We start from the raw sequence: 25,511 nt of genomic DNA on the forward strand, positions 1-25,511 counted from the left end.
CTGGCGGTTTAAATGCCGCCAGAAATTAAAAATATGAAAAGACAAATTGAATTTAAACGATGCCTTGTTTGCAGTACAGAACACTTGACTTATGAAGATAACTTGCTTTTAAGTAAAGCAACAAGTGAAAACTGGGTTTTTGGTTATGACTACGGGTTTGTTATTGATTTATGGAAAAGACATCATTTTGTTTTGCATGCAAAACGATTCGGATTATCTAAAGATTTCAGAAAATTGATTTTTACTCTTATAAAAAAGTATGAAATAGAAATGATACAGTTCGATTGTGATGCTGATATTATAGAAGGAGTTAAGTTGCATAAATCTGACTACTGGTGACCCGTTTTATCCGGTATCGGCATTGAACCGATACCGGATAATCTGTCGTCATTGTGCATTAAAAAAGAAATTCATACCTGTGATGATTCTGTTTTGTTTTTATCTTTGATATGACTATTTCTCTTCTTTCCTGATTTGATTGTGCTTGTGTTTTTTATAATTTCATTTATGGCTCTCTCACTGACAACGATTTCACAGCTTTCAAGTGCAGATTTGATATCTTTTGCTGTGTAACCTTTTTGCGTTGCTAGCGATATGATCTGTCCCTTAAGTTCATCCAAAACTTCCTTGGAACTTAATCTCTCTTTGCTCAAGTCCGGCAACTCTGTTAGAGCTACTTTTGCCAACTCAACTTGTTCTTGACTGTATTGGTTCTTAGCCGCCATTTCTCTTTCCTGTGTTAGTCATCAATCAACATTGTGTATCAATGATATACGTCAGCGTCATCATGACACAACAGGCAAATTTGTTCTCCCATGGTGTAATGACAATCCAGGCAAAGTAGGCCATAATACGCTAGTCCGGTCTCAAACACGGGACAGGATATGTTTTGTAGCACCGCCTGCACGCAGTCGGCTCTACAAAACGTCCTGGTCAGGGCAGAGCCCCGACACCCCACGAGACTGTAAACTGACGAGACTGATAGGGATAACATCACCATGAGTAAAAGCGAGCGCCGGAACAGAACAGCCCTGCTGCCCAGCATTCGTTGCTTCCCAGAGGAAAAGTCAGTGATCCAGGAAAAGGCGACCGCGGCCGGTTTAAGTATCGGGGCGTACATGCTTAAGTGTGGCCTCGGTCGCCGAATCGATGCTCGTTGTGACGTTGAGCTCATCAATGAACTACGCCGTTTAGGTGGCCTTCAAAAACACCTCTTCAACGAGGGGAAGGGAAATGTAAGTGATGCTTTCAGCAAGCAGTATTCGGATGTGCTTGTTGCGATAAAAAAAGCCATCATCGCAATCGATATGGGCATGACCAATGAAGGTGATAAGGCATGATTCCTATCGTTCCTGAGAAGCGAAGAGATGGCCGCTCCAGCTTCATTCAGTTGGTCAGTTATCTGACTCTGCGCGATGAGGATAAGCCTGATTTGCCTATCTCTCCTGAGAATCCCTATGTTCGTCCATCGCGTTCAAAGGCTGCAATCTTTGACCGCCTGGTAGGGTATCTTGATCGTAATGCTGGGGGGGGTCAGCAGACCCTTTTGGCTATGTTTGCAGACGGTACGCAGCAGGTTAAATCAGGCGAAGTGGTGTGTGAAACGAACTGCTTCAGTCTGGAAACTGCATCGGCGGAGATGAACGCCGTGGCTATGCAGAACACTCGCTGCGTCGACCCGGTTTATCACTGTATTCTTTCGTGGCGTGAAGAGGACACTCCGACCGATCAGCAAATTTTCGAGAGTGCGCGTTATTGCATTAATCAGCTGGGAATGGCTGATCATCAGTACGTGTTTGCTGTCCATCGAGACACCGATAACGTCCATTGCCATATCGCGGTTAATCGTATCCATCCCGAGTCCTATCGTGCGGCTAACATGTATAAAGATGTCGACACACTTCACAAAGCCTGTCGTCATCTTGAGTTGAAGCATGGGTTTACACCTGATAATGGTGCATGGAAAGTAAATGAACATCAGCAGGTTGTTCGTAGCCAAAATGAATTCAAATGTATCCCACGTAAGGCTCGGCAGCTGGAGTATTATGCCGACTCAGAAAGCCTCTTTAGTTATGCTGTAGGTGAATGCCGTCAAGCGATTGGCGACATCATGGCAGATCCTGAACGCCTATCCTGGCAGAACCTCCATAATGAATTGAATCGTGCAGGCCTTGTATTGAAACAAAAGGGGGAAGGGTTAGCCATCTACTCGATTCAGGATTCGAGCTTGCCTCCTATTAAGGCAAGCGGCTTGCATCCTGATCTTACACGTTCCTGCATGGAACCGTATTTGGGGGAGTTCACTTCCGCGCTTGATGTTGACGCTGTGGCATCTCCTAAGCATCCAGAATACGTATATGACCCGCGTTTCCACGCACGCGATCTGATGGCTCGGGTTGAACGTCGCCAGGCTAGGGCTGAAGCAAGAGCAGATCTTAAAGCCCGTTATCAGGCGTACAAATCGGCATGGGTTCGTCCAAAATTGGATGCTGATGAAATCAAAGCCAGGTATAAAAACATGTCCAAACGTTTTGCCTGGCGTAAGGCTAAAGCACGCGTTGAATTACGCGATCCCCTTTTGAGAAAACTGACTTATCACATTATTGAAGTTGAGCGGATGAAGGCTATGGCCGCATTGCGATTGGCCATCAAGGAAGAACGACAGGCGTTCAAAGCTGCTCCGGAAAACCGACGTCTGTCATATAGAGGTTGGGTCGAACAACAGGCGTTGATGCACGATCAGGCCGCAATTGCTCAGTTGCGTGGATGGTCCTATAGATTGAAACGCTCATCCCTGACTCCTAGCGTTTCTTTGAACGGGATCCGTTTCGCGGTATCGGATGACAGCAAACCATTAGCCATAGACGGTTACCAGACCCGAATCATGCGAGACGGTGTTGTTCAGTATGTTCAGAATGGGGTTGTTCAATTGCAGGATCGTGGTGAGCGCATTGAGGTTGCCGATTCACAGGTTATGGATGGGCAGCACATTATTACCGGGCTGGTGATAGCGCAGAGTAAATCGGGTGAGGAGATGGTACTGGAGGGCGATCGTCAATATGTCCAACAATCTTGCGAACTTGTCTCTTGGTTTAATGAAGAGTCAGGAACCTCCCTGCCATTAACAGAAACCAGTCAAAGAACGCTTGCAGGGTATGGATCATTGCCAACCGAAAATTCTCACGGAGCAACTGATTCTAGTGTTAACGAGCAGCGTGAACTGGATGGTTATATCCAGCGGCCAAATGGTCCTCGTCCACACTAATTTTTTGAAAAAAAAACCGACTGCAGGCCTGATAACCTGAGTCGGCTTTTCATTAATGGAGGCGTGAGTATAACGTCTTCAGCATGGGTTGATAGGCTTGCCAACCCTCGTCATCGTTCCCTTCCAGCTCTGTGAACATATCAATAAGACGGTGAAAAACATTGTCATGCTTTTCTTCAGTAAGTACATCGGGAGCTGGAAAATGGTTGAGTAGCCTGGCAGCTTCGTCATGCAACGTTTCGATGTGAGTTTGTGATTTTTGATCTTCCGTATTCTTTAATTTTTTCTCTGCCAGGACTATCAACAGGGTGGCGCATAGTCGAACCATCTCAATGTACCCGCGTTGATAGTCCATGGTGTCTTCACTCATTTTTGTGCCTCAATATCCTGGGGGTTACGGTTGGCTTTCACGCCAAAGCCGTTCGAATTCTTTCTGGTATATTGCAACCAGATTAGGTTGATTGTGAATGACCAAGACGTACTCAGCATTTTTACGGCGGCAGCTGAATAGTTATAGCTTCCCAGCTGCACAGTATTATCAACGTTCAACATCAGCTTATTGTGCATGATGACGTATTGGCCATTGCTACGTACAAAGATACCTTTGTTGGTAAGGCAAGTGGCAACGATATATTTTGCGTTAGCCTTGGCTTCTACCACAATGCGGAATTTTACTCCTCGGCGTTTTGCTGCAACAAGGCGCAGCTATTGCGGCAGCCGTTTGGCATTTACCCATATCGCTCCTCTCGATGGTGTTCGGACGTAGCGAGAGCCTTCGCTATGTCCTTTGACACTCTTATTGGTTTTGGCGCCGTAGGTTGTTGTTTCCAACGTCGCTTGTGCAGCTTCAATGCCACCCTGGCGGCTTCAAACAGTAAAATACCGCGTTGTGCTGACGTATAACTGACGTCTGCCCGGTGATTAAGATCCAGAGATAGCGCCACTACGCTTTGCAATACAGGGTCCATCAGGCCGTTGCAGGTTGTTTGAGATGGTGGCGATTCCAGGCGTGTAAGGATGGTTTCGACTTCTTGTGCGGACGGCGGCAGCTTTTTCTTGAGTGTGGGGTTTGCATCCAACAGTTCAGCCTCTGTTGGCATATCTAGGTTCACAAACCGGTTGATACGCATTGGCAGTGCTGAAGTCATCTTATCGTCATCTTGGATATAGATGGCATTACTTGGGATCAGTGCGCTTTTGAAAGAGATCATACCTTCGCCAGGGTTCATATCTTTCAAATCCCCCAAATCGAGACGGTCCTTTTCCCTAATGACGTTACTGCCAGCATCCTCGAAGTGTGGGGTGATCAGCCCGCCCTGTTGCTCTACGGCTCCGAGCTCAGAATAGTACCCTTTACCGCCGGTAATCCGTGCAAGTTCGAAGGTATCCTTCTCGTCCTGCAACGTCATGAACCACTTTGTCAGTAGGTTGGCGTTTACGGTCATGTACTCGCCCTTGTGCTCGGCGATGAAACGTTGAATGTCCTGTGCAGATACGATGAGCATATAGCCCAGACTGCGCATCTGGCTTGCCAGATTATCCATGCCAGGACCGAAATAGGCGCCCAGCTCGTCCATGGCGATCGGGAACGGGAAATTTCCTTTGTATTTTTTGACGATCAACACATCGTTCATCATGCCCTCAAGCTCAAACCCCAAATCTCTGGCCATGGTCATGCGTATCGCCGAAATGTAGAGTTTGCCAATATTGGCAGCTTCGCCTTTAGATAACTCCAACGCAGGAATTGTGGTGCAGAGGATGCGGTCGTTATGCAGAACGTCCTCAATATCGACGTCGCCGGCGTCAGTAGAAAAAATATGGCCGTAGAGATCGTTAAACATGGTCAGCATGCGGTTGAATTGCTGAATGAGGTAGCCATGCTGGTCGTAAACCCCTTGTTCCCACTCAGAGGGGCGGCTGATCAGTTCGATTCTAAAGCCTGCCAGAGTGTTGAAGTAGTTCTCCAGCGGGTTATAAGCCTCCTGATGCCAACCATCTCTTTTAGCTTCCAGATAAAGCTCCGCCAGTTTTCTCAGCGGTAAGTATTCCTGAATGACCCTTTGCGAGATCCGCCGCTTTTCGCGTTTGCACTTGTAGTAAACGGCATATACCAAAGCGGCAAGCATTGATTTGGCCTTGTCTTGCCAGCCTTGGTCGCCGCTGCCGGCAGGCGGCAACATGGATTCCATCAACTGAATGATGAACGTTGTGTTGGCAGTACCGAATAGATTTATGGTGTTCGAGGGCTGTCGCTTTTTGTCATTGAGCAGCAGCTGCAGCAGCTTGTCGGAACCGCCTGTCATGAAGTTGAGGACGTAGAAATCATCCTCACGCCCAAAACGGCGTGCGAGTGACCACATGGCAAATGCCAAGGTATTCTGCCCCTTACCATCGGAATAACAGATCCCCCGTCCCCAACAGATGGCATTGAGGAAGACAGATAACAGCGCTTCTGTTTTTCCGGAACCTGTTGTTGCCAATAGCAACATGTGCCTCAGTGCATCATCGAGTGTCAACCACAGCTCGCGTGCAAGGGCTTTGCCCCTGGCAAATCCCAGGCACATCACACCGGCCGCGCGCTGGTATTTACGGGTTCGCACCACATAACGGAAAAATCCGCCAATGCCGTTACGATATTTTGGCATTTCACGTTCTGTAGTCAGATCCATGCCACCTATATCAGTAGGTAAACGGAGCGGCATGCGAAAAGGCTGATCGCCGAATAGCATCAACTGAAGTAACGCCGCCGGCGTTGTGAGCAGCAATGAAGCAGGTGAATGTATAGCGAGTCCAATGGCGCCGGCGAGAGAAAGCTGAACGCCTATCGGTGAAAGTAATGCATCTTGAATGATGGTTTGGCCAAGGGGGCGTCGAACTCGACGGACATCGACTTCTACAGGCTGAGACATAGGTGTTCCTGGTGATCTAACGGGGATTGGGCCCGGAGCTGAGTCCAGGCGAACAATTATGGAGTGACGATGGTTTGGCTGAGGAATGTATCTAGAGCTTCATCGCTTTTCAGGGATGACAGCGGGATATAGCGCCCATCATCAGCGATCAGTGAGGGGGTGCCCGGCAAATTGTAGATGTCGAAGGCCTGATCGTTTTTGGCGATCGCCTGGTTACCGGCATCACAGATTTTATTTGATACAGTGTTCTCACCAGGTGAAATGCCTGCGTCGGCCTGGAAAAGTTGTTTCCATAATTGGCGCCGATATTGCGGTGCCTGGCAAAGCACAGGGCTCACTTGGTCGACGGTTTGCTGTTTTCCGACGAGAGTGACCGGGAAGATCTCAATATTAAATCTTTCGGAGAGCGCTTCCAGGGCCGGCTCAATAATTTGGCAGTTGTGACATAACGGATCGGCAAAAACGTAGAGGGTACGCTGATGCCCACTGGATAGGGGAATGGTGTACTGCCCTGTTTTTGCCGCATTACGTAGTGCCTTGGCAACGGCCTGGTACTGATCTGCTGTTACTTTCAATTCAGGCTGTGAGGTTGCGGCAACGGTGTTCGAAAGCGTGTTTGGCGTAACTTGCTGCGTTAGTGTTGCTGACATATCCTCCGGTTGATTTGAATACCAGAAGCCTGCTATAGCCAAGCTGAGGGCTATGGCGCTCATCATGTAACCTAATCGTTTCCAACAGCGGCGATATGCTTGGCGTCGGTGTAGTAACGCTGCATTAATCGCGTGAAGCATCTCAGCAGCATCCTTCGTTCCAGAGCCCTGTACGATTGCCGCTGGGCCAAGATCACGATTATCGTGCCAAATGGCGTCATCTTTTAGGTAGAAACGAGGATACGGGCCGGGATCGAGTATGGCGACCACCTGGTCGTTTTCTTGTTTGTGATTAAATACGGACAAGGTTCTGCCCTGCAGTGAAGCAGTATAGTTCGATTTCATTGTCATTGACTCTATGGTGTGGGCTTATCTCGCCCGAGGGATGAAGTGGGCGCGGCCAGGTTTTTGGGGGGAGGTATTCGCTCCAGGGATGGTGGCTTTCGTCTGCAGCGGTGCTGTTTCGCTGGTAGTCTTCTCCGTAGTGTCCATTAGAGGCTGCAATATCACGATTGGAGCATCTTCATCCTCATCGAAGACTGGTTCACTGAGGACAGAGGTATTCGTTGTGCGATTATCGATGATCAACCCGACGCTGCGGAGTTCGTCCTCGAGGCCTTTAATGGCTTTATCCATCCTGTTTTCCGGCACGGGGATTGATGTGTGAAGGCGTTCCTCCATCTGAGCTACAACGGTTTCCCAATTAGCGACAGCAATGACTCCTGCACCTTCAATAAAAGCCTTCGGGCGTCCCGTTGATGCCAGGGTGTACCAAAGTGGCCGATCGAGACCTTTGAGCCAACGGAATCGAGCGCATGGCAGGCGCATATCCAGGTTATGTAAGGCATAAAGCGCTGTACGTGTTGTTGAATGGTGTTTAAGCCAATCTTGAGCAGCTGGTGTCTGCGTTACTTTTTCGAATGCCTTGCTGGCGAGCTGAAGTACGGGATATCCCATTTGTCCTTTGTCCCGCCTGCTTTTGATAAGGCATGAACGGTTCAGGCTATCGAGCAGAGCTTCAGCGGCTTTACGATCGTTTAGAAATGCGACTAGGCCAAATATGGCAACCAGAGCTCGCTCATGGGCGCTAAAACTTGAAAAGCTTTCTAACGGAGTGCCAAGTTGGCATTCGAACGCAGTTTGGGTTCTATGGGTATCAAGGCGATCACCAATAATCAGCTTGTGTTCAACTGCAAATTCTTCCGGCCACTGGGCGCTGCGATGTTCAGGCGGGTCAACGTTCAGCAACTGTGTCTTTTTATCGCCATAGCAGAGTGCCGGTATTATGCTTGGAGAAAAGCGCGCCATGATATGGGGTAGGGTATAGACATCAATATGGCGCCGGGTCTGGTTCCGCGGATGGTTGCGCACCATGAGCAGCCCACCCATAACAATCAGGACCATCGGCGCCAATAAGATCCCCGCAGTATGATTCATAACGTCGATAAACTGACCCCATGACAGTTGATTAACTTGACTGCCTGCCCAGGCAAGGAGGTTGAGCTTTTCTGCGACCTGGTTATGGACACGGGGAAAGTCGCATAATGACCACAGTTGGTAAAGTAGCCAACAGCATCCGTACATTACAGGGGGTTGATAGATCCAAAGCAGAAATGCTGCCAAAGCGGCAACGAGTAGCAACATAAGACCTTGCTCGTTACCGGCTCTGGGCTGCAGGTGACTTTTGGCATTCATGAATTACTCCAATATGTTTAAACCCAGTCATAAGGAAAATGACTGGGTTTAAACAAGAGGTTGCACCAAATAGGGATGTTGGAAAAGAAAGAGCGCCTAGAAAGGCGCTCGATAATATGAACTGAGTTGAAAAAATTAAAAATGAGTTAATAAGCCAAAGATTTTTGTTTCACGAACTTGTTGAAAGTGTTGCCTGAGTCTTTTTCTGGTCGATAAGATGATGACAGTAAAGCATCCAACTTGCGACCAAAGTTCATGCATTTACTTTCCGTTCCTGCACTGATACGGAAGTAGGGGAAATAAACGTCATTAAACTTCAGTGTTAGCATATTTCCATTGCACTCATACCCTGAAAGTTCGAGTGTCGTCTTTCCTTGGTAAATGGACTCAGTAGTTGACACCAACAACATGGTTCCACTTCTAACGTCAATGCCTAAATATTTACCTGCATCCAAGGTTTTGAGTTCATACTCATCGGTTGGAGAAAACTCATTGCACTTGAATACCTCGATTACGTTACGTGTTTTTGATTTTGATTTTTCTTGCACTTTCGAAAATGCATAAATGAACGTTGCGCCAATTACCAGGAAGATGTAAGGCCACGATGGGTTGCTTCTTGCGTCTGATACGTAAAAAAGAACCATTGAAAAGAGTAGGCAGCCTACACCAGAGGTTAATGCAAAAAGTAAAAAGAGAGTCCTTAAGTGATTTTGGTATTTCGTCATTTTATACCATCTCCATTTCCATTGTTGTTACTTCTCATATTAGATCTTACACCAGGAGATCTTTGTAGTCCATTTGAAAAGCCGGCAAAGATACTTTTTGTTGATTCAACCATACCACCAAGAATGCTTGCAGCTTCACGACCGCCGAGCCATGAGATGATGTAGTCAGGCATGGTCACTTGCAACCCGAATACACGGGTAACTGTAGTAGTGCATATGCGGGCATAAAGAGTAAGAATGCCAATTAAAGAGAATATTCCGGTAATAGAGTTTGCTTGAACGTTCGCAATGGCAGGCCCTAGCATGAGGTTGAGTAGTGTACCCATTACGATCAACGTTATGCTTGCGAAGATAAATCCGAAAACCATTAACATTGGCCTAATCATAACGTCAATGAGAAAGATATATCCATATGCAGAACGATGGCCTCTATCTCCTTCTGTTCCGATATGAGTTGCCGCCCATAAGGTACCACCAGTGACGCCAACAAACACACTGACTATCCAGTTCGCAGCCGCTGTTAACCAATAGATAAATGGTATAAATGGTAGATAGATTGACAGGCTAAAACCAATACCAAACAACATGAAAAGAATAAAGTAAACAATCGGAGAGAGGGCATCCAATCCAGCCGCGATACCTTGAGTAGCATTACCAGAAAAGGCGCTGGCTACTTGCCCCCAAAAACCTTCAGTGGAAACCGCAGCAAGAATTTTCGCACCAGTGAATATGCCTAGCGCAGCTTCTGCACCACCTAACGTAATATCACCGACATATTTCATTTTCAGCATTGGATTCATTTGGTTTCCAGTTCCAAAGTCACTGCCTAACTCTGATGTCGCGATAGCGTTCGCTAATTTCTGCATGGGGGAGTTCAAGAAACCGACAAATACTGCACTGGCCTCAGATGCATCTAAGGATTGCTGGGTATCTTTAGCGCTTTCGGTCCCGAGTGGAGGTACAAAAGAAGTATTTTGCTTTTGGGATCGATATACGGTGAATACATTATTAAATAGATCGCTTACGCCAACTTCACCAATTCCAGAGCGACCAGTAATCACGGGTTTTAGCTGTACGGCATCGTTAATTTTATTATTTGCAGTGGCAAATGTTTGATACCACGATCCGAGGGCAAGCCACCCGCTTCTCTTCAACTGAGCGGCCAATACCTCAGCCAGTTCGCTGGTTTGGCCTTGAGCGTTTAGGGTTTGATCGATGCGATTTTCGTAGGCCTGTGCGGCCCTTTGGATGTCAGTTTCGGCGTCCGGAAGCGCGCCAGCCCCACTGTTCTGCTTGTTGACTAATGCCGTTACAAACTGAGCGGCGGCTGTCGACAGGTTATTTTGCATTTCATTCATGGCGCTCCGTTGCGCGCTGATAATGCTTTCCGTGTTTACAGGGGCAGGGAACAACCAGCCTGTGGTTTTGTCGGCGAGGCTTTCCGGCAGTCGAGCTGCGCCGCACAAAGCGCTTCCGTTGCCGATTTCAAAACCATCGCTCAGGGCCTTGATGCCCATTAGTGGTGTGCCGGCCTGGCCGTATTGCTGATACATGTCACGCAGTTCGGTGTTGGTACTGTACATGCACAGGTTCATTTCATAGATGGCTCTCGCGGCACTGACCGTTTGTGGTGCCACGGGTTGTACGACCAGGCTGTAGCCGTCCTTGAGCAGATCGACCGTGCGGTCGGTGACAACGTTCGCGCTGCCAATGCCCATAACGGATGCCGCCCACAAAAATATCAGTTGAGCGATAGACCAGCCTGACACAGTTGGCACCAAGGTCATGAACCCAGCGGCTGTGCTGACGGGACCGACCATTGAGCTCCCTTGGCTGAATACTTTGCCGCGCTGTCCGGCCTTGACCAGGTGCGTGAGGGTTACCACCAAGAACCACACCACGGCGATCGCCATGACGATGCCGTTAAAAACGAAGAAAAGTTCACCGACCATGCTGGTTTCGGTAGATAACGGATTGGTGACAACGTCACCAAATATCATAACCAATGCCTGACGAGACAGATCATCGGTGCGTTTAGCTGCCTGCTCGATCGTGCTGAAGCTGACTGCGGAATCCGCGTGCGCGCAAAGGCAGAACAGGCCCAACAACAGGCCTGTGGCGAGTTTTCGAAAGGCATTCATAAGATTTCACCAGTCGGAGTGCCTGACGTAAACAGGCAAGAGGGAGTTATTGAGTTGGGCGTTCGTACCGTAGAAGAACTTTCCACCAGGTGTTTTCCCGAAGAAAGTCGGGCAGGCTACCGGCCTCCTCCTGGGAAAGGCGTTGATTGCGTAATTGCCATAGCCGCCAGGTGGAAATAAACGCTTGTAGTAATGGTATCGCTGCCATAGCGAACAGTGTCAAACACAGTGTTGCGGTCCGGATCAGCAGAGCCGGGGTAAATACCTCGCCGGCCAGAACCAGCAGAATGATCGACAGAGCGATCAGTATTGGTACTGCCCCCAAAACGAGACACAGATGCTTGCGCCGCCGGAATCTGTCTATCAAGGTGCTCACAGACTCGCCGCTTGCGATCACTGCTTCCTCAAACTGTAGCGTGGGGAGTGTTTGTTGATGTTCAATCCGGTAGCCGTAAGCAAGCATCAGACTGCGCTTCAAGTTGTTGGCGAGTGAAGGGCCAATTTTTGTCGCTGCGTAACGCAGTTCCGATAACGGTAGGAACAGATTTGCAGTGAAATACAGTCCCTTGCTGGCGCGCTTCCAAGACGTTTTAGATTTCGGGGATTGGTCAGTCATTACGAGCCCCTCCGGCGCTGAGTTCGTGCAGCTTGGCCTGCAGTTGTGGACGATAAACCTCGTTGGCATTTAGGCCCAGTTGTTGGCCTTGCAGGACGTTGCCTTTTTGCAGCTGCTGCTTTATCCCCAACAGCAACCAGTTTTGTTGCGCTTGCACACGGATAGATTCACGCGCCAGGTTGTCTCCGTCCATCGCCTGCAGGTCGGTTTGATAGTCGGTGTTGGCATAGCGCCGACCGACGTCGAACTGCTCAAATTCCCGCTCCGACATCATCCCGGTACGCCGGGCTTCATCAGATGCTGTCTGGTTGAAGTAGGCGGCAGCTGATGGGATCTGCATCACTTCTTTCAGTACATCGCGTGTTGCTTCACTGGGTTGACTGGAGGCCACCATGGCCAACATGGGTTCGCGTGCCGCTGTGTTCACTGCTTCGTACTGCGTCATCAGGCCGATATATTGGCGGCCGGAGGCGCTTTTTACTTCGCCTTTACTGAGCTGTTTCCCGGCCGAGGCTGGAGCACTGTTAAGTGCGTAAGCCATTGCTGCGTCGGTCTGTTTCTGATCGAAGGTTAAATCAGGCGCTTTGCCTTCAGCGCCGGCGCCATCGAGTAGGGACGTAAACCGCTTATCACCCCCCGGCAATTCAGAGAGGCGGGTGCATACCCCCGTGCCGCCGTAAGCAGCCATATCGGTGGCATCGCAGTAATCGGCATGCACGCCTGCGGCCCGAAAGGCTGTCTGTTCAGGTGCTGGAGCCGGGGCGGTCCATCCTTGGCGGATCATGGCATTGCTGATTCCCTGGCCCCGCGACAGCGCACTTTGTCGCGCGCGAGCGCGACTTTGAACTTGTGTAGCCATACCCGAACCAGATTCAGTACACAGGCTATCCGGTATGGTATAGGTTCGGCGCGATCGCTCGAGGCGTTCGGTTTGACGAGCAAAAATATCTTGATCGCGTTGTGCTTGTGCTGCTTGTTCGATTTGCGTGGCGATCTTGCCGCCGTTTTGGTTAATGGCGGCGCCGATCTGCTGCTGTGTAGCGGCCATCCCTGTCAATGTACCGCTCATCTGCCCAAGGACCGGAGCGACCTGTGTCTCAATGGGAACGCTAGAGGTTACGACAACGGAGACAGCGTGCACTGGAGAAGCTAATGCGGAGAGTACCAGCACGACCAGAGGGGAGAGCCTCATGGTAGGAGGGTATGATTTCATTTCAAAGCGTCCTCAAGAAAATACCGGCAAATAGCGCGGCCCAAAAAATAGTGTTGTAAGCGAGGATGTGGAGGTTAGGTCTGCGGAGGAAAGCACGGATATACCAGTGATAAAGGCGCATGGTTGCTCCTTATGCTGCATCCCCCTGCACATAGCCGAGGCTTGCCAGCATGTCGTTGGCCAGTTGACGAATGGCGCCGCTTTCATCGTCATTGCCGGCGCGCTTTTTCATCATCGCAATATGTTTTTCTGCTGAACCGCCTGGGAAGGTTTTGGCCAATAAACGTCGGGCCGTTTGGCCATCCAACGCGTCATACAGCATGTTGCGTAGAGCGCGGTTTACCGGGGTCGAGTTTAATGCCCAGAGCCGCAGTGGCCCTGCGGTGTTTTTGAGCAGCTGAGCCACGTTGCCATTGGTGGTTTGGAAAACGGCCAGAAACGTGACGCCACTTCCATCCGGCGCGGCGCCGCGGGTTGTGTTGAGCAACCTATTTAGTGTGGTACGCGGCACCTTGAAAGTTTCCTGCAGAATAGGGAAGTCCTTAGTCCTTACCCGCATCAGATACAGGGAGTTGGCGGACTCCAGGATTGTCTGCGGGTAATCATCCAAATATTGCGAAGCGAACACCGTGCGGATACCGAATTTTCGTTTCTCGCGATCTTCGGTTTCGAGTGCATCCCATAAAATGTCGATACCTCTGATGTTATGCAGCTCATCGATAAAGATGAGTTTGACCTCCTGATCCAGTTGTTCGATGCGTTTTCGATGCAGTGGTACATAACGTGGATCCAGATGATTGTAGAGTTCATCCTGGTACTGTGGCAGATAGAAGTCGTTAGCGCCGGCCAGATGGCGGGCGAACTGATACATGATACCTGTCTTGATTTTACCTTCCGGAGTTTGATTGCCGGCTACGTTGTTAACGTCGACGATACGAATGCGCGTATTTGGGTTGATGGAGTACCGCGTGCGTCCCGATATCAACGGGTAATCGAACAGCGCCTGTGTCAGACAGCGTGACACATAATGCAGTAATGACTCATCCGATCCGGGACGGTTGACGTTAGCGAAGACATTGCGCATTTCCTCGCTGTTTAGCGCCCCCTGCAGGTCGTTGAGCTCAGGTACAGCTTGAGCCTGTGCTAACGCAGCCTCGGCAACGCAGCCGGCAGTGAACAGCATATCGCGGACTTCGTACCAGGTAGCGATCTCCCACCAAGCGGCATCATAGCGACTCAGACAGCCGCTTGTTTCCAGCGCGGCATCAACCTCCGGAACCAATGACGCTCCATAACGCACCGGTTCAATGTCGCTGTTCTTGCGGTACACCATCTCAATAGCGCGTGTCAGGATCTGCCTGCATGATGGGGCATCAGGTGCAGTGCCCAGCTGTGGATCGATACACAGGCTGGTCAACAGGCCGAGCAAGTAGTCACGTTCAGTGCTGATGGGCGCTTTAAGCCCAAGTTGGATATCGAACGGATTGCGGCAGAAATCTGCTGTATTACGCAGAATAATACTGGCAATTTTGTCCTTTTGTCCGTGGGGTAGGCTGTCATAGACCAGATCGTAAAAGCCCTGAGCGGTAAAGCCTTTGTCAATGAAAGCCATAAACGGCAGATCAGTATTACCGTTAGTGAGAGCATCGAGGTGAAGGCTGTTCGCTAACAGGGATTTTCCCGATCCTGGAGGACCTGCGAGCAGCTCGGTGTGCTTTTCCTGCAACGAACTGCCCAAGCCGATCGGATAAGGTTTGCCGTCGACGGTCTGGAAAATTGCGTTACCTTCGTTGCCCCAGGGGCTCGCTGGCCGTTGCAGCGGCATCAGTTTTAACGCTTCAGACAAAGGGGGGTACATCAGCGTTGGCGCGCTGAAACTAGACACCATAGGTAGAGTGTTGACCCAGGCACGAATGGGATCGCCGAAAGTACGGGTCACTGTTGTAACACCCCAGCTCTGGATTGCTTTTTGCAGTAACGTCAGATTGCGTTTCAAACGGCTTTTGTCTGCGTCCCAGGTACTGGCGGTGATACTCATCATACAAACAGGCTCTTTCTTGTGCTGCGCCATCAACCATGAAATGGAGTCGTAAATATCTCGTAGTTTAGGGACGAAGGCGGCAAACGACAGTAGCTGCTGCTTTTTTTCCAAAGCCTCACCGCCGCCGGGCATCAAGTCCAGACGTAAGCGCCAGGGTAACTGCCGTGGTACTTTGGTGAACAGCTGGGCAAAGGATTCGGGGCGCTGAGGTGCCAGCGTCATGGCCAACTGACCGTGATAGAGTCCGTCGACCTCGATCAGACTGCCGTGGGTGTCGACCTCGGTGTCGCAGAACTGGAAATTCAAGTGCGGCGCCAGGGCTGCGCTGATATCGTCGCCGCGCAATTTTCCTTGAGGGATCACGCGATCGCCTGGCAGCAGGGGGCGCCACTCTTCATGGGTACTTAGCCGCTCTATTTCATCGCGGATCACATGGCCAGCTTCATGCGCGTCAAGCAATCGAACCATCACGCCGTCGTTGCCGTCGGCCAAATCAGTGGCCAGCTTATCGATAAATGCGTCGTGGCGCAGCTTAAGGCCTTCAAACTCGGCGTAAATCGGGTTTTGCCCGAAACGGGCTTCAGGCAGATCTTTGAATTGAGTATTCTGCCGCTGTATTTCTTCTCTTCGTTCACTGAGCGGCAGGGCGCCAATGGCGGAATACACGGTAAGCCAGACTCGTTCGCGGGCGACATACGGCGTGAGTTTGACGATTTGCTCATCGACCAGGTCATCGAGAGCCAGACCAAGCTTGCGGTAGGCGCGGCGTTGCGGTTCGACGAGACGAGTGATTTCTTCGGCGCTGCGCGTTGGATCGCGTTCAAACACGATGCTGATTTTATGACCCAGGCTTTTGAAATCGCCGGTCAATGCATCGCGTAATTTCAGAACGAAGCGCAGGAAGCTGTCCGGCGTCGGTGTTTCATTTTCGTGCTGGGGAACTGCCTCACTGAACTCGCGAAAAGCGCCTAGGATCTCAAAAGTGCTGGCATAGTCGTTAGTTTTAGTGACGTGTATGTAGGGAGCATCAAGTGAGGGGTGTCGGATTTTGTCGTCTGGTGTCAGGCCTATGACGGTACGCAGGTCACAATACTGAGCGAAATCGCGGCCTAGGACATAACGGGAAAAATAGGCAAAGAGATCTTCGATTTTATCGATAATCACAGTTAACTCCGGGACAGATAGTCGTGATAGAAAGCGCGCCACCAGGTTGTTCCAGCTTCAAGACCGTCAGTGGCCAGCTGGCCTTTTATACGTGCGGGATGTAACACCAACGCGAGATGTTGCCAGCGCTCCGCTGCAGTTTGTCGACCTTCCTCATCCAGTTTGCTCAGAGCCTGGGCGAACGCTTGCGGGTGTGTGGTGCCCCAAGCTTGTTTGACGGGACTGTCGTGGGTTGTCAGCCAGTCCAGTAACGCTTGTGCGTCGCTGCGATATTCATCGTCGGTGGAAGATAACGCCTGCACGATAGCTCGCTGCAGATGATTTGCATCTTCCGGAGCCAAAGCAGGCAGATAAACCATCACACCCGCTTCGGCAGAAACAGAGTCGAGTTTTTGCCAGGCTTCGCAAATTGGATCTGCGACCCCCAGGTTGTCTTGGGCAGTATTCAATGGATTGGTGTCCCTAAACACGACCCTGTTATGTGGGGATGAATAACCGCAATAGTCACAACTATGACCGCCACGGCGAGCCTGATCATCCAATATGCCGCGCTGCGCAGGCGTGAGAGCATGCCCGGTAACTCGCCGGGAGATGGAGAAAATAAGCATGAATTTTTCCAGAGATCCTGGTAGCAGGAAGGCCATCCCGAATGGGATGGCCTGGTACAATTAACCAGCAGTTACTGGCTGCATTCCCAACTGTTTCTGACTGCGGTTTGCGACCTGGTCAAGTGCCAATAATGCAGCGCCGGCTATAATTGCAATCATGATGTGAGAAACTTTAATCTGAGGGTTATTCTTCTTAGATATCATCATGATAATTCCGGAAGCTATTAAAATAAGGCCGATCACACCGCTAGATTTAACAAAGGGGTCTTTCAGTGAAATTATCCCGTTAAGGACGTTTGTGATTGAGTCGGCAATATCATCGTCTGCATGAGCCAGCGGGGCAACGACCATGCTAACCACAGCGGCCAGAATACTGGCGATATGTCGACGAATGGCATCGGCCACCATATAGATTTTGACTGCCGCGTGCAGGGGAGCATTTTTCAGGGTTTTCAGAACGTTCATTTCTACCTCGTAGTTTTACCAATGGATATTAAGAGTGTTTTGCAGTGCATCGAGTACACGCGGATTGGCGGCGAGCATAGTGCCGATGATCAGGCGCTTTGCGCCGCTAACAACGTCATCACCGGCACTGAGCCCGGTGTGGCCGTCTTTCTGTGAACGCCGCAGGCGCAAAAGCCCCTGAAGCGCGTAAATCACGCCGACCAGTTGTAACAAGGTCAGGGTTGCGTTGATGGCCGTGGCGGCCGGGCCGTATTTTCCTTCGGAGACATAGGCGATGGCGCCAAAGGTCACGCTACCGAGTGCCATCTGGTTCGATGTAGCGTTCATCACCTGGTGAAGGGCGATAGTGGCTCCGCACATCACGACAACGGTGACAATTTTGCCGGCGCCGTCCTGTACCTGCCCGCGTCGGGCTTTGCCGGCGATGCTGCTCAAGTGCATGGCCATCATGACCAACCCACCAACTAAACCGATCGCCAGCACCAGGCGAATACCGACGTCTGTCACATTGTTGACTGCGTTGGCCAGCATCTGGACCAAATCCATAGCGTTCCTTACCGAATGGTTCCGGCGGAGGTGATCACCTCACGTTTTTCAGTATCGATACGCAGTACTGTTGCGCGCCCCAGGGCATCGCCTGGTCGTAATGCCCAACTACTCCCCTGATAAGTCACCCAAGCCAGGTCCGGATACAGACTGGTTATCGAGGCTCCTTTGAGGCTGTGGTTCGCGTTTGAGCGACGTGAGGCAGTATTTCCGGTTGGCTTAGCGGTAGGCATAACCGCAGCAGGTTGGGGCTGTCTTACAGCTTGTGCAGCAACTTGCTGCTCAAGAGCACGCAAGCGCTGATCCAGTGATTTGAGACCTTCTCGATTATCGCGAGCGTATACCCACACGTTGTCTAAAGCTTGTGCCGTTGCCTGCTGCGCATTGTCCTCGACGTTAGTTAGCGATGAGGTTTCACCGACAGGTTCAAGTTCGCGATCTGCTGATTCGATATGCACTCCTGCTTGGGGGGACCGGGGTGCTGCTGGCGCTGGAGTTGGAGCTGGCGTGGGCTGTATTGGTGTCTCTTGAGTCACGAATTGGGTGCTGCCGCTACTACCACTGGACTGTGGTGTGTTGCGTAGCACACCATAGGTGATGATGGCTAACAGCGTGATTATTAGGGCGATCATCTGAAGACGTGTAACTTTTAAGCCTAAGGGCAATGTGATCAGCCGTGGTTCTGATGGCTTACGAACGATCGAAGTCTCTGCCTCGATTGGTTCATCCAGTTGCTCGTCCGGGGGGGGGTTATTCAGGTCGAAATGAGACTTAGACATTAACGCTCTCCTGCGAGGGATGTGGTAATAGCATCCCGATTGATGCGATCGCTGGCGTATACGCCTTTCATGAAATGAATCGCGATGGTTTGGTTTTTGAAGACTTTCACCTGTTTGACCGGTAGCCGTGCCGCGTCGGCCGCCATCACCTGCCCGGCTTGAGTACCGATACCGCCGGCGACGGTGCCCGCGAGGGCTGAACCTTTCACCTGTCCTGTACCGCCGCTGATGGTGCCGGCATTGGTGGCAAGGATTTGGGTATTTTGCTGTTCGTACAGCTGACCGGCTTTCCCTATGCCCATGGCCAATGCAGGCAGCAAGATGCGACTGACGTACCGATTATTGACGTCGCTGGCGACGGTAGATTGCAGGGTGTCGTCCTGCAGCGCGTAGGCATCAACCTGGTAGTCGACGCCATTAAGCGTCATACGAGTGAAGTGGATCACGACACCATCGCCAGCCAACTGTATGCCCTTAGCGGTGAATTCTGCGCCGGCAAACTGACCGGCGGGTATGTGGGCCAGCACCAGTGAGTTGAGGTTGTCAGAATCGATGGCATTGTCGACCACCGCCGGGCGGCGAGTGTTTGGCGGCACAATGACGGCATCACCAGATGTACGAGCTGAGGAAGGGATTTCCGCGGATACAGTTGCCTCTCTTCCTGGCAGGCTCTGTGACCACTGACTGAAAGCGTTATTGCCGTTCCCTGGTTCGTGTTCCCCTGCAGCTGGTGCCTGCCCAAAGGTGCCAGCTAACTGCATGTTTCCCGGTCGCCAGCGATCATTGAGTAGCTTCAGATAGCTTTTTAACGCTGCTTTTTGATCCTCTTGGATGGCTCCGCCAGACTGCGGAACTGAGGTAGTGTCGGTTTCCGCGGTTGTTTTAAGGGCTACCGGCGGAGGCGGCTCATTTGGTGTTTCGATTTGCACATCACTCATGCGTAATGAAGCGATAAAACTACCATCGCTGGCAGCTGCCGCTTCTGAACCAATACGGTTACCCGTTTTGATCAACTGCTGATATTGCGCAGTTTCCTGAGAGGTAACCGGCGCGCTATTGGCCAGGTTGTTAATAGCGTATTGCGATGGGGTCGGCGCCGGTTGGTGCAAATAGCCCCAGCCCACAAATAACAGCGCGAGCAGGCCGATACCTCCGGATAACAGCAGGAGCAGGCTTTTTTTGCCGTCACTCGCCGCATCTTTTTCGATGGCCATAAGGTTACTCCAGATTGATGGTCAGTGGTGTATTGCGGCCCTGCACAGAGAACACCACCTCCGGAGTGAGCGGCAGTTTCCACACATGGGTGCCGTCAGCCGCGGAAGAGGTTTCAACAAATGCATCGCGTAATTCGCTTCGTGAGCGGATATAGAGGTCGTCTCCCATCTGCCAAACGGCAGTCAACGGAACTCCACCGCCAGTTTTGAGATGACGGGCGCCATCGGGCGGGACGCCGTCCAGAAACGCCTGCAGCGTAGGATTATCGAGGCTGATTTTCTCGCGTGCGATCGGCAGGGCTTTTGCCGATGGTCCGCGAAGAGGGATCCTCAGGTTTAGACTGCTGTCGGTGATCTGGGCCCTGCCGGCGTTGTCCGGTTCGCCACTGGTCAGTGCTATGACGACGGGAACCGGTAATCCCTTCAGGTAGACCGTTACGCTGCCGGTGTCGTAAGCGCGCCGGGCCTGAACGGACATAGCTGGGCTGTCGGGAATGTAATTCACTTCAAAACCAGCGTTGTTGCCATTAAGAGGTGGTGCTGCAATCGGCCACGGCGCCCCGGTTTCGTCTGTAAACGAAACAGAGCTCGGGAAATTCGGTAGGGCGCGGAGCATCGGCAATGAGGCACCTGGCGACAGGTTGACTGTCAGAGAGCTAACCCGTGGTACCGCTGTTACCGGTGAACGGCTTTCACTGCGTTGAAGTTGGTCAAAAGTATTACGTAGGCTGTCCACCTCGCGTGGTGAGAGCGGCGCCATTTGCTTTTGGGCATAATCCAGCGCCGGCAAAGGCAGCGGTGGCGAGCCATCCTCCGGTAAGGACGTTGTTGGCTCAGGTGTTGTTGTTACGGGGACATGTTGCGGGGCATTGACAGGTGCCTCGCTCAACGTTTGTGCCGGTTTCCAGGCGGGGGCAGGCGCAACTTCGGTTGTAGCCGCGCCTGCTGCTTGCGCCAGGGTCAGCAGAAGCAAACCGGTCAGAGGGGTTTTCATGTTATTTAGCCTCGAAAGTAATGAGCTGGGACACTTCCATGCCGGTGTGTTTAAGACGGGGGTCGGTACGCTGGATAAGCAGTGACATCACAAATGACTGTTCGGGCAACGATGTCACTTGGCCGGTGAGCTTGAGTTTTATCGGATATTGGATCTTCCAGGCATAAATGCCGTTCTCGAGCGTTCCTTTGCTAACCACTACGCCGGGGGAGGTCATAATCGACATGTTCATCTTTTTGTCTTTCACTGCAGTCAAAACGTTGGAGGTGGTCAGGGCGGTGTAATAACTGCGGAATCCATCGTCTGAGAAACGTGCCTGTAGCGCATTCATCTGGCTGCGATAATGCACAAAATCGAGCGTAAATGCCTCACGCAATACCTGTGCGCCAAAGTCGGTCACGTTGATATCGCTATAGGCCGGTTGATCAGTGGGATAAAGCGGCGTGATCTGCCCATCCTGTGTGGCGAAATACTTCACTGGAGGGTGTAAGGCGACATACGCCAGTATGGCGATAATAAACGCACATACGACGAGAGTGACGCTTTGCCACAAGTTAACCGCCAGAGAACGACGGGCAAAATCGGCGTTGAGCTGACTGGCAATATGCTGCGCCACGGCAGCTGCGTAGGGCGCTTCACCTGCAGAAGCAGGCGGGGTAACTGGCTTTTTCATGGTGACTGTCCACGGGTGAACCCCGTCGCAGGTGAACTGGACGGGGGATCGCGTTTATGGCTGAACATCGCGCGAATGCGCGGTGGATTATCGGGAGAAAATATACCCATCGGAATTGCCGCTGTTGCCGGCCGATGTTGGCGCGACAGTAGCAGACTGGCTGTAGGTGGTTGGCGTGTAGGTTGGCGCCGCGTTCATCGAACGGGTTGTCACCAAACCGCCAGTTTGGGACGACAGGTCACCCCATGGGTCTATTTTACTGGGTATATAAGATTGGATCTTGTCACGTACCGCGCGGCAAACTTTGTCCTTGATGCCATTGAGGATCCCACTGAGATCACCAAATGTCGGTACTGTTATGGCCGTGCTGATACTACCCAGGCATTGCTGCAAGCCACCGGATACCTGGTTTTCACGCTGCGACCAGGCCTCGGCAGCTTTACGATCTCTTTCATAGCCCGCTTGCGCACCCACCTGCGCGGCAGATACCGCCCGACAGTTGGCGGCGTGCGCCGATAGAGAAACATTGCCAATTAATAATGCGACCAGGAAAAGTTGACGGATCATGAGAGCTCCTATGCCCCTGGGCGAGGGAATGCGGTTGCGGGTTTGACTGTATTCTCCGGCACGTCGTCCCGGCGCTGCGGGGTGTGCGCCGGAGGCGTGTACTCGCGCGTGAACCCCAATTGTTTATGCAGCGCCGGCGGGCACTTTGCCGGCTCAACGAGAGGGGCATACAACCGCTCTTTTTCGCCTTTGAGATTGAACACAAAAGCGTTGCTAGCACCTTCCTCATTGTTGATGGCATTACCATGACCGATCGGTGTTAGGCCTTCAGGAGTGATAATGTTGAGCGTCAAATAGCGATGACCATTGGTATGAGTACAAAGTTTGCCGAGTACTGGGTGATATGCATCCTGATATTTCACCATTCCCTGTACATAGTCGCCGAGCCCTTTGATCAGAAGCAATTTGAGTTGTTTCTCCGCATCCAGTGTTTTAATTAGCGCGGTGCCTGCATCCTGGGTGTGGGCCGGTAGAGGTGTAACTGCAGGACGTGTTGACGGAGGTTCGGTACCTTCCCCATTAGGTTTTAACCAGACCAGTCCGTGCTGCAGTGTTGGCATTGGAGGAATAGGCAGTTTTGCCTCGGTTGCCAGCTGGATCACCTGTTGCTGCAGTGCGTGATAATGCGTCATATCATAAGCATGCAGCGCCGCCGGCGGCGCCAACTGCTGTTCGTTCCGAACTAATAATGAGGGGTCGATAGCCGGCTTTATTTCCCAATGGTTGCGGTGCGTGGTGATCTGCTCCGTTTGTTCTACGCCGTGTTTGTCTACCACTACCTTCCCTTGTGGGTCTCGCATTTTTGCCTCTACGGTGACCTCTTTGCGGCCGAGCCAGGTTAGCGTGACGATATCGCCTTTGGTCAAGCCACTCTCCGGTACTACCCGAGACAGTTCTTTGCCCCAGACAAACTTCTCTCCGTCTGCTGTACGCAGTTTGATGTAGTAACTATTACTCTCAGAGTTATCGAAGTTGTACTTGGCCTGTCCATGATCGAGTAATGTGCCGGTCAATCCCGCTTCGCCTTCAGCACGACTGGCATTTTGCGCCGCCTCTTGTGGCAGCGATACCGGTTGAAGCTCTGGCGGCAAGGCGTTTGCTGATTGCATCGAAACGGAGGATTTATTGGGTTCCGCTGCTTCAGGGACAATCGCGGATATCGGTGATCCCGCCGGTGACGGTTTGTCAGCGGGGGCGGGTTCGTCGGTGAGGCGCTGCCTTGCTTCCTCAAGCATCACCTGCTGCTGGGCGTTCTTCATTTTGAGGTCGAGGTTGTATTCCGCAATCAATGTGATGGCACGTTGTTTGAATTCGTCGCTGCCGGTGAGTTCAATACGACCACGGTACTGCTCTCGCGCAACCAACAGAGCACTCAGGATCATGGCGTCGTTCTGGCTGGCTTGGGCAGTCGCCATCAACAAGCGATCACCGTGGTCAACAAACGCCGCTTCGCCGGCAAAAAGATATTTCACTGAACGACCGTCTGCTGCCATTTCATGAGTGATCTGTTGCATTAAGGCATCCAGATCTAATGGTTTCGCCGCGCGCGTCTGGCTACCAATAGGCGTCTCAATGTGGATACCGTCGACTTCTGCAGAAGATGAAGTTGGATCAGCCTGTTCTTTTTCTACTGCAGGTCGCGGCGCCAGCCGACTGGCAAAAGAAACGGGTTTCTCCGGTACGGAGTCTTCTGCCTCCGAGCTGGAAATAGGTGCAAAAGCTGTCGGATTTACAGGTTCTTTGTGATCTCTAGATGCGGGCTGCTCATCTACAGAAGGAGGAGATGGAATAACGATAGGGGCAATTTCTGCCGTTTTTGATTTTTCTATAAGAGCCTCATTCTCCATGACGGCGTCTGCTATATGGCTGTAGTCGGTGAACTCGTTTGGCACATTGGCAGTGACGTGATCGGGCAATACCTGATCTGATGCTGATTCAACGACGTTAGGTGTAGGTTCAGAAGGTTCATCGGTAAGCACTGGCGGAATAGCTACGATTTCTGTGTCGTTAGCCACATGATCTGGTTCCGGGTTGGTCATCTCTGGTACGACCGGAGTATTTGGCATGGTTGCCTCTTGTTGATGAGTTGGTTTTAGCATTGCCTGCACCGGGGATAGCTGTTCGCTCAGTGCCGCCAGTCCGTGAGTAATATGTAGATCATTGAAGTCCGTTAGCTCCTGCCGGCGTTCCTCCGGGCTGAACGTTGGTAATAGAACCATGCCACCGGTTAGTGCCGCGGCTTCTTCTGCTTTTTCTTTTCCTGGATTTCCCGGACGTTTCGGCTTAGGCAAGTCGTCATCTGCTAAAAAAATCATGGGACTATCGGGGTATTTATTTTTCAGCGCGCCAGCGACTTTAACCAAGTTGCCGGAGTCGACGGTCATTACCACTGGGTGATGCAGTGCCATTGCGCCGCTGGCTGCGGTGGCGTATCCCTCTGCCATAACAATGGGGGAGCCATTCTTAAGCGTACCGCCGACGACGAAGAAACATTCCTCTTTCTGACCGTTTTTGGTCAACATCTTGGCGCCGTCCGGCTTTATGGTTTGAAGAGAACGAATCTCACCGTCGACGTTGCACAGGGGAATTTTCAGGTTACCTTGGCGATCGAGGCGCACTCCCGAAGATGCTTTGACCATTTTTCGTTGAAGATAAGGGTGATCATGGCTGGCCTGTGAGAGTTGTGCGTAAATGCGACTCTGGGTTTTAGCGACAACATTTTGTTCGTTTTTTATTTCTTCGTTACGCTTGTAGCGTTCTTGTGCTGCCAGCGCTTTTTGATGCGCCAGAACGGCCGGATCGGGTTTTTCCGTAGCCAATGACCAAGTGTGCCTCATTCCTCCGTCTCTGTGGTCGGCGAACCATCCGTTAATAAAACCGTTGAGGTGACCAACGTACACACCGGATTTTTTTCCCGGCTTGTCGTCCTGCATAGCAATTCGGTGTGTCTTGCCATCCATTTCCAGCATGTTTCGTCTATCAAAGACGCCGCCTAGAGACTCAATAAAATCTTGGAACTCCCTTTTTGCATCACCTTGCTTTTCAGGTTTGGCCAGTGTGGGATCGATGCGCCACTTAGCGAGTTTGCTGAGGTCAGCCCCAGGGTTGGCATACCAGGATTTAGCTTCGTTATCGAAGGTGAGGGCGTTGCCCCCATCCGGAAGTTTTCCCGCTGCGCGAAACGCTTCTTTGCGTTGTTCAACGGGGATCACCAAATAGGTGGGTTCGGTAGCTATCATGAGGTTT

The 25,511-nt window shown here is 51.3% G+C and carries 23 protein-coding genes; 3 read left to right on the forward strand and 20 right to left on the reverse strand.

The genetic code is table 11. From position 1 onward, the window contains the following. Positions 1-12: 12 nt before the first annotated feature. Positions 13-339: a DUF5983 family protein gene (locus SSARUM_RS24290; protein WP_128884966.1), complete on the forward strand. Its 327-nt coding sequence runs from the start codon at positions 13-15 to the stop codon at positions 337-339. Between the two features lie 71 nt (positions 340-410). Here SSARUM_RS24290 and SSARUM_RS24295 read toward each other — a convergent pair whose 3' ends face one another. Further along, positions 411-725: a mobilization protein MobC gene (locus SSARUM_RS24295; RefSeq protein WP_238476108.1), complete on the reverse strand. Its 315-nt coding sequence runs from the start codon at positions 723-725 to the stop codon at positions 411-413. 273 nt (positions 726-998) lie between these two features. On the opposite strand from SSARUM_RS24295, the gene mobA reads away from it, so the two are divergent. Then, entirely contained in the window at positions 999-1,340 is a 342-nt protein-coding gene (gene mobA / locus SSARUM_RS24300; RefSeq protein ID WP_128884967.1) for a plasmid mobilization protein MobA, read from the forward strand. Next, entirely contained in the window at positions 1,337-3,265 is a 1,929-nt protein-coding gene (gene traI, locus SSARUM_RS24305; RefSeq protein ID WP_128884968.1) for a TraI/MobA(P) family conjugative relaxase, read from the forward strand. The genes mobA and traI overlap by 4 nt, the downstream gene beginning before the upstream one ends. Positions 3,266-3,317: 52 nt before the next feature. Here the strand turns inward: traI and SSARUM_RS24310 are convergent, their stop codons facing one another. The 19 genes from SSARUM_RS24310 to SSARUM_RS24400 all read right to left on the reverse strand — a co-directional run bounded on the left by SSARUM_RS24310 (position 3,318) and on the right by SSARUM_RS24400 (position 25,504). Next, entirely contained in the window at positions 3,318-3,635 is a 318-nt protein-coding gene (locus SSARUM_RS24310) for a hypothetical protein (RefSeq protein ID WP_128884969.1), read from the reverse strand. Then, positions 3,632-3,970, reverse strand: a complete 339-nt coding sequence (locus SSARUM_RS24315; RefSeq protein ID WP_128884970.1) for a phospholipase D-like domain-containing protein — start codon at positions 3,968-3,970, stop codon at positions 3,632-3,634. Before SSARUM_RS24315 ends, SSARUM_RS24310 begins: the two co-directional genes overlap by 4 nt. Positions 3,971-3,993: 23 nt before the next feature. After that, entirely contained in the window at positions 3,994-6,174 is a 2,181-nt protein-coding gene (gene trbC, locus SSARUM_RS24320) for an F-type conjugative transfer protein TrbC (RefSeq protein ID WP_282495020.1), read from the reverse strand. A 56-nt stretch (positions 6,175-6,230) separates the two neighbouring features. Continuing rightward, the gene (locus SSARUM_RS24325; RefSeq protein WP_128884971.1) at positions 6,231-7,169 is read right to left on the reverse strand and encodes a thioredoxin domain-containing protein; all 939 of its coding nucleotides are present in this window, start codon (positions 7,167-7,169) and stop codon (positions 6,231-6,233) included. Between the two features lie 24 nt (positions 7,170-7,193). Then, positions 7,194-8,519: a secretion/conjugation apparatus DotM-related subunit gene (locus SSARUM_RS24330; protein ID WP_147823515.1), complete on the reverse strand. Its 1,326-nt coding sequence runs from the start codon at positions 8,517-8,519 to the stop codon at positions 7,194-7,196. Between the two features lie 146 nt (positions 8,520-8,665). After that, positions 8,666-9,244 carry a hypothetical protein gene (locus tag SSARUM_RS24335; protein WP_128884972.1) on the reverse strand — a complete coding sequence of 193 codons (579 nt, stop codon included), beginning with the start codon at positions 9,242-9,244 and terminating at the stop codon, positions 8,666-8,668. After that, a complete protein-coding gene (locus SSARUM_RS24340; protein WP_128884973.1) occupies positions 9,241-11,385 on the reverse strand; it encodes a DotA/TraY family protein in 2,145 nt (714 codons plus the stop codon). The genes SSARUM_RS24335 and SSARUM_RS24340 overlap by 4 nt, the downstream gene beginning before the upstream one ends. Positions 11,386-11,431: 46 nt before the next feature. Continuing rightward, the gene (traX, locus tag SSARUM_RS24345) at positions 11,432-12,001 is read right to left on the reverse strand and encodes a conjugal transfer protein TraX (RefSeq protein WP_128884974.1); all 570 of its coding nucleotides are present in this window, start codon (positions 11,999-12,001) and stop codon (positions 11,432-11,434) included. Further along, positions 11,994-13,214: a conjugal transfer protein TraW gene (gene traW, locus SSARUM_RS24350; protein WP_147823517.1), complete on the reverse strand. Its 1,221-nt coding sequence runs from the start codon at positions 13,212-13,214 to the stop codon at positions 11,994-11,996. The genes traX and traW overlap by 8 nt, the downstream gene beginning before the upstream one ends. Positions 13,215-13,344: 130 nt before the next feature. Next, positions 13,345-16,419 carry an ATP-binding protein gene (locus tag SSARUM_RS24355; protein WP_128884975.1) on the reverse strand — a complete coding sequence of 1,025 codons (3,075 nt, stop codon included), beginning with the start codon at positions 16,417-16,419 and terminating at the stop codon, positions 13,345-13,347. 2 nt (positions 16,420-16,421) lie between these two features. Then, positions 16,422-17,027 (reverse strand): hypothetical protein, encoded by a 606-nt coding sequence (locus tag SSARUM_RS24360; RefSeq protein WP_128884976.1) that lies wholly within the window; start codon positions 17,025-17,027, stop codon positions 16,422-16,424. 60 nt (positions 17,028-17,087) lie between these two features. Beyond that, positions 17,088-17,492 (reverse strand): DUF6750 family protein, encoded by a 405-nt coding sequence (locus SSARUM_RS24365; RefSeq protein ID WP_128884977.1) that lies wholly within the window; start codon positions 17,490-17,492, stop codon positions 17,088-17,090. A gap of 15 nt (positions 17,493-17,507) precedes the next feature. Further along, positions 17,508-18,038 carry a conjugal transfer protein TraQ gene (gene traQ / locus SSARUM_RS24370; protein WP_128884978.1) on the reverse strand — a complete coding sequence of 177 codons (531 nt, stop codon included), beginning with the start codon at positions 18,036-18,038 and terminating at the stop codon, positions 17,508-17,510. Between the two features lie 8 nt (positions 18,039-18,046). Then, complete coding sequence (locus tag SSARUM_RS24375) at positions 18,047-18,817, reverse strand: hypothetical protein (protein WP_128884979.1); 771 nt, start codon at positions 18,815-18,817, stop codon at positions 18,047-18,049. Then, entirely contained in the window at positions 18,817-20,031 is a 1,215-nt protein-coding gene (gene traO / locus SSARUM_RS24380; protein WP_128884980.1) for a conjugal transfer protein TraO, read from the reverse strand. Before traO ends, SSARUM_RS24375 begins: the two co-directional genes overlap by 1 nt. A 4-nt stretch (positions 20,032-20,035) precedes the next feature. Further along, positions 20,036-21,025, reverse strand: a complete 990-nt coding sequence (locus tag SSARUM_RS24385) for a DotH/IcmK family type IV secretion protein (protein ID WP_128884981.1) — start codon at positions 21,023-21,025, stop codon at positions 20,036-20,038. 1 nt (position 21,026) lies between these two features. Beyond that, positions 21,027-21,698, reverse strand: coding sequence for a DotI/IcmL/TraM family protein (locus SSARUM_RS24390; protein WP_128884982.1), 672 nt, complete (start codon positions 21,696-21,698; stop codon positions 21,027-21,029). Between the two features lie 87 nt (positions 21,699-21,785). After that, positions 21,786-22,265, reverse strand: a complete 480-nt coding sequence (locus SSARUM_RS24395; protein WP_238476110.1) for a hypothetical protein — start codon at positions 22,263-22,265, stop codon at positions 21,786-21,788. An 8-nt stretch (positions 22,266-22,273) separates the two neighbouring features. Beyond that, on the reverse strand, positions 22,274-25,504 hold the full coding sequence (locus SSARUM_RS24400; RefSeq protein WP_128884983.1) for an LPD7 domain-containing protein: 3,231 nt from the start codon (positions 25,502-25,504) through the stop codon (positions 22,274-22,276). Positions 25,505-25,511 lie beyond the last annotated feature (7 nt).

The organism is Serratia sarumanii, from assembly GCF_029962605.1.
Classification (GTDB): Bacteria; Pseudomonadota; Gammaproteobacteria; order Enterobacterales; family Enterobacteriaceae; genus Serratia; species Serratia sarumanii.

What these genes read in the sequence shown, in the direction of transcription:
- SSARUM_RS24290 (WP_128884966.1), top strand. Translation starts at nt 13, where the DNA reads ATGCCGCCAGAAATTAAAAATATGAAAAGACAAATTGAATTTAAACGA.
- SSARUM_RS24295 (WP_238476108.1), bottom strand. Translation starts at nt 725, where the DNA reads ATGGCGGCTAAGAACCAATACAGTCAAGAACAAGTTGAGTTGGCAAAA.
- mobA (WP_128884967.1), top strand. Translation starts at nt 999, where the DNA reads ATGAGTAAAAGCGAGCGCCGGAACAGAACAGCCCTGCTGCCCAGCATT.
- traI (WP_128884968.1), top strand. Translation starts at nt 1,337, where the DNA reads ATGATTCCTATCGTTCCTGAGAAGCGAAGAGATGGCCGCTCCAGCTTC.
- SSARUM_RS24310 (WP_128884969.1), bottom strand. Translation starts at nt 3,635, where the DNA reads ATGAGTGAAGACACCATGGACTATCAACGCGGGTACATTGAGATGGTT.
- trbC (WP_282495020.1), bottom strand. Translation starts at nt 6,174, where the DNA reads ATGTCTCAGCCTGTAGAAGTCGATGTCCGTCGAGTTCGACGCCCCCTT.
- SSARUM_RS24325 (WP_128884971.1), bottom strand. Translation starts at nt 7,169, where the DNA reads ATGAAATCGAACTATACTGCTTCACTGCAGGGCAGAACCTTGTCCGTA.
- SSARUM_RS24330 (WP_147823515.1), bottom strand. Translation starts at nt 8,519, where the DNA reads ATGAATGCCAAAAGTCACCTGCAGCCCAGAGCCGGTAACGAGCAAGGT.
- SSARUM_RS24335 (WP_128884972.1), bottom strand. Translation starts at nt 9,244, where the DNA reads ATGACGAAATACCAAAATCACTTAAGGACTCTCTTTTTACTTTTTGCA.
- SSARUM_RS24340 (WP_128884973.1), bottom strand. Translation starts at nt 11,385, where the DNA reads ATGAATGCCTTTCGAAAACTCGCCACAGGCCTGTTGTTGGGCCTGTTC.
- traX (WP_128884974.1), bottom strand. Translation starts at nt 12,001, where the DNA reads ATGACTGACCAATCCCCGAAATCTAAAACGTCTTGGAAGCGCGCCAGC.
- traW (WP_147823517.1), bottom strand. Translation starts at nt 13,214, where the DNA reads ATGAAATCATACCCTCCTACCATGAGGCTCTCCCCTCTGGTCGTGCTG.
- SSARUM_RS24360 (WP_128884976.1), bottom strand. Translation starts at nt 17,027, where the DNA reads ATGCTTATTTTCTCCATCTCCCGGCGAGTTACCGGGCATGCTCTCACG.
- SSARUM_RS24365 (WP_128884977.1), bottom strand. Translation starts at nt 17,492, where the DNA reads ATGAACGTTCTGAAAACCCTGAAAAATGCTCCCCTGCACGCGGCAGTC.
- traQ (WP_128884978.1), bottom strand. Translation starts at nt 18,038, where the DNA reads ATGGATTTGGTCCAGATGCTGGCCAACGCAGTCAACAATGTGACAGAC.
- SSARUM_RS24375 (WP_128884979.1), bottom strand. Translation starts at nt 18,817, where the DNA reads ATGTCTAAGTCTCATTTCGACCTGAATAACCCCCCCCCGGACGAGCAA.
- traO (WP_128884980.1), bottom strand. Translation starts at nt 20,031, where the DNA reads ATGGCCATCGAAAAAGATGCGGCGAGTGACGGCAAAAAAAGCCTGCTC.
- SSARUM_RS24385 (WP_128884981.1), bottom strand. Translation starts at nt 21,025, where the DNA reads ATGAAAACCCCTCTGACCGGTTTGCTTCTGCTGACCCTGGCGCAAGCA.
- SSARUM_RS24390 (WP_128884982.1), bottom strand. Translation starts at nt 21,698, where the DNA reads ATGAAAAAGCCAGTTACCCCGCCTGCTTCTGCAGGTGAAGCGCCCTAC.
- SSARUM_RS24395 (WP_238476110.1), bottom strand. Translation starts at nt 22,265, where the DNA reads ATGATCCGTCAACTTTTCCTGGTCGCATTATTAATTGGCAATGTTTCT.
- SSARUM_RS24400 (WP_128884983.1), bottom strand. Translation starts at nt 25,504, where the DNA reads ATGATAGCTACCGAACCCACCTATTTGGTGATCCCCGTTGAACAACGC.